Raw genomic sequence first — 3,219 nt, forward strand, 5'->3', positions numbered from 1 at the left:
ACAGTCACCTTTGATGATTCACCGCACGAGTTCTCGCTGGTGGAACCGGGCACGGGGATGCCCCAGATCATCAACAAATGGGGGCGGATCGCCCGGAACTTCGAAGGCCAGCGCGCCTACCTGATAGACGAGGCGCTGGATGAGGCCTGCAGGCTCGTGGAGTTGATGCGGGGCCGCGGGCAGGAGTTGTTCGTCACCGGCGGCACGCTCCTGGGGCCGGTTCGGGACGGGCGCGTCATGCCCGGTGACGACGACGTGGACCTGGCCTATTTCAGCCCCCACCAGAACCCCTCGGACATTGCGCTGGAGGGCTTCGAGCTGGAACGGGCCCTGCACGCACAGGGCTACGAAACGGTCCGGCACTCGGCGGGGCACCTGCAGCTGCTCTTCCCCGGCGCGGACGGCACGGACAGGTTCTACCTGGATATTTTCACCTACTTCACTGTGGGGGGCTGGTTCCACGGAACGTTCCACGCCCGCGAGCACAGCGAAGCAGTGACCATCTTTCCGCTGCGGACCCTCACCATCAACGGGCGGGAGTTGCCGGCACCCGCTGAACCGGAGCAGATGCTGGCCGCGATTTACGGCCCCGGCTGGCACACCCCTGATCCTGCATTCCGTTTCGTCACGCCACCGCCGGCCCGCCGCCGTTATGACACCTGGCTGGGCGGGCTGGACTGGGACAGGGAGAACTGGGAGGACCACCACCGGGGGCTGCTGCGGAGTGAGGGCGGGCACGGTGTCCGCCGTACGCCGTCGTCCTGGGTGGAGGAACTGGCCCGCGGGCTGCCCCCGGGGTCCCGGATCCTGGAGCTGGGCTGCGGTCTCGGCGCAGATGCGAAGCACTTCGCGGAGCAAGGGCATCATGTGGTGGCTGTTGACTACAGCCGCCCGGCCATCGAGCACCTGCGCGGGCAACAGGCCGGCCCTGGGTCCCTGGAGTTCCGCCGGGTCAACCTGAACTCGCTAAGGGAAACAGCCCCGCTGGCCAAGCTGGTGAACGAGGGTGCGGGTCCGCTGCATGTGTACGCGCGGCTGCTGCTGAACTCGCTCGAATGGCAAGGCCGGGAAAACACCCTGGGGCTGATCCGGCACCTTCTGCGGAACCAGGGCCAAGATGCTGCGGCCTTCCTGGAAGTCCAGGTGGGCGAGTCCGAAGCGGCCTTTCCGGATTGCCGCTTTTATGCGGCCATGGATGCGACTGAGTTGAAAGCCAGCCTCGGAGAGCTGGGGCTGGCAGCAGAAGAGGTTCCACCACAACCAGGGCGCCAGGATGATGGCGCCATTCCCACCCAAAGAGTGAAAGTGAGGGCCCTGCCATGAATGATCCCCTGATTGACGCCATCCACGAGCACGCGCCCCTGGATGACCCGCTGGCAGAGGTCAACCTGCGGCTGGCCATAGCCGCAACGGATATCGCCGAACTCCGAGCCGAGATAACCCGGCTGGACAGGGACCTGGACGAGTCCCGGCGGCTGAACAGGAGAGCTGCGGAGTTGCTGGACCTCGTCTACGAGCACCTGGCCGGCAATTCGGGGCGCCCTGCCGTGCAGGATCCAACCCTGCAGGGGGAGGGGGCGGGCATATGAGCGGAATCGAAATTATCGGCGCCTTCGAAAGCACCTACCTTCCCCGGCACGACCGGGACATCTTCGAATCCACTGCCCACGATGTCCAGTGGAAGCAGGACCTGGAACTGTTGACCCAGTGCGGAGTGAGCCGGTTGCGGTACCCCGTCCGGTGGCACCGGGTGGAGGCCGAGGAAGGGGTCTTCAACTGGCAGGACACGGACAAGGTGCTGCACTATCTCCGGGACAACGGATTCAGGCCCATCGTGGACCTGGTACACCACACCAGCTATCCCAGGTGGATGGAGGGTGGCTTCGCGGACCCCCGCTTCCGCACCGCCTACCTGCGGTATACAGAAGAGTTCGCCCGGCGCTACCCGTGGGTGCAGGAGTACACCCTCTTCAACGAGCCCTTCTCAACCCTGTTCCTCACCGGACACGAGGCAATCTGGCCGCCCTACCAAAAGGGCCTGGACAATTTCGTGCGCCAGATCCTCAACGTGCTGCCGGCCGTGGCGGAAGCGAGCCGTGCCTACGCGGACCTGCTCCCGGGCGCCAAGCACGTGTGGGTGGACACCTGCGAGCACCACACTGGGGCCGGCGCCAGCGGAAGCGCGTATGCCAGCATGGCCAACGAGCGCCGCTTCCTGGTGCTGGACAGCTTCCTCGGCAAGGGCTACGACCCCGACGGCCCCATGGCGGAGCTGCTCCGCGAAGCCGGGGGAGAGGAACTGCAGGACCTGGAACCGGGACGGATCGACGTGCTGGGCATGGACTATTACGCCCACTGCCAGTGGCACTTCGATGACCAGGGCGGGTCCACTCCCACCCCCTACCCGCTCCCGCTGGCGCAACAGATCTACCTCTACTGGGACCGCTACCGGCTGCCGTGTTTGCTGACGGAGACCAACGTCCGCGGACGCACGTCGGACCGGGCCACTTGGTTCAAGTACGTGCTGGAGCAGTGCGAACGGGCCCGGCAGATGGGCGTTCCCCTCGAAGGCCTCTGCTGGTTCCCGGTGATCGACTCCACGGACTGGAACACCCTCCTGTACCGCAGCGACGGGCACATCGATCCGGTGGGGGTGTACTGGCTGGACGACGAGCTGGCCCGGCAGCCGTCAGTAATGTCCGAGTCCTATGCGAAAGCCGCGGCCGGCACGCCGTCCAAAAAGTTGCAGGCCTTCAGGCTTGGTGAACCCGTGGCCACCTGGCTGCGCGGATACGAATCACAAATGTCCCACTGGAATTGGAGTGAAGCCCCTGACACGGATCAGGGAAACAGCCTGCCCAACACGGAGACCCGAATGGAATTGAGGATAGTCAATGCAGAGTGAACTGATCGTTTTGTCACATCTCCGCTGGGACTGGGTATGGCAACGCCCCCAGCACCTTGTTTCCCGCCTCGGCTCCCGCTGTTCCACCTGGTACGTGGAGGAACCGCTGACGCCGTCGCCCGGATTTACGGGGCCGAACCGGATGAACCATACGCAGGTGGACGGACTGAACCGGGCCTGGCTTGAGATCCCGGAGCAGGGCCACCACGTGGGCTTTTTCGACGACGTCCTCCCGGACTACATCGAGCAGCTGCCCGAACTGGTAGGTCCGCCCACAGGGGAGCGCGTGGTCTGGCGTTATACCCCGCTGGCCC

At 65.2% G+C, this 3,219-nt stretch carries 4 protein-coding genes; all 4 read left to right on the plus strand.

From position 1 onward, the window contains the following. A partial coding sequence (locus AC5RWX_RS31680; RefSeq protein WP_494100151.1) for a class I SAM-dependent methyltransferase occupies positions 1 to 1,323 on the plus strand: 1,323 nt, incomplete at its 5' end. Further along, positions 1,320 to 1,589, plus strand: coding sequence for a DUF6752 domain-containing protein (locus AC5RWX_RS31685; protein ID WP_494100152.1), 270 nt, complete (start codon positions 1,320 to 1,322; stop codon positions 1,587 to 1,589). The genes AC5RWX_RS31680 and AC5RWX_RS31685, both read left to right, overlap by 4 nt. Next, the gene (locus tag AC5RWX_RS31690; protein WP_494100153.1) at positions 1,586 to 2,905 is read left to right on the plus strand and encodes a family 1 glycosylhydrolase; all 1,320 of its coding nucleotides are present in this window, start codon (positions 1,586 to 1,588) and stop codon (positions 2,903 to 2,905) included. The genes AC5RWX_RS31685 and AC5RWX_RS31690 overlap by 4 nt, the downstream gene beginning before the upstream one ends. Beyond that, on the plus strand, positions 2,895 to 3,219 hold a 325-nt coding region (locus AC5RWX_RS31695), incomplete at its 3' end, for a hypothetical protein (RefSeq protein ID WP_494100154.1). The genes AC5RWX_RS31690 and AC5RWX_RS31695, both read left to right, overlap by 11 nt.

Source organism: Arthrobacter sp. SPT-J7, from assembly GCF_059089965.1.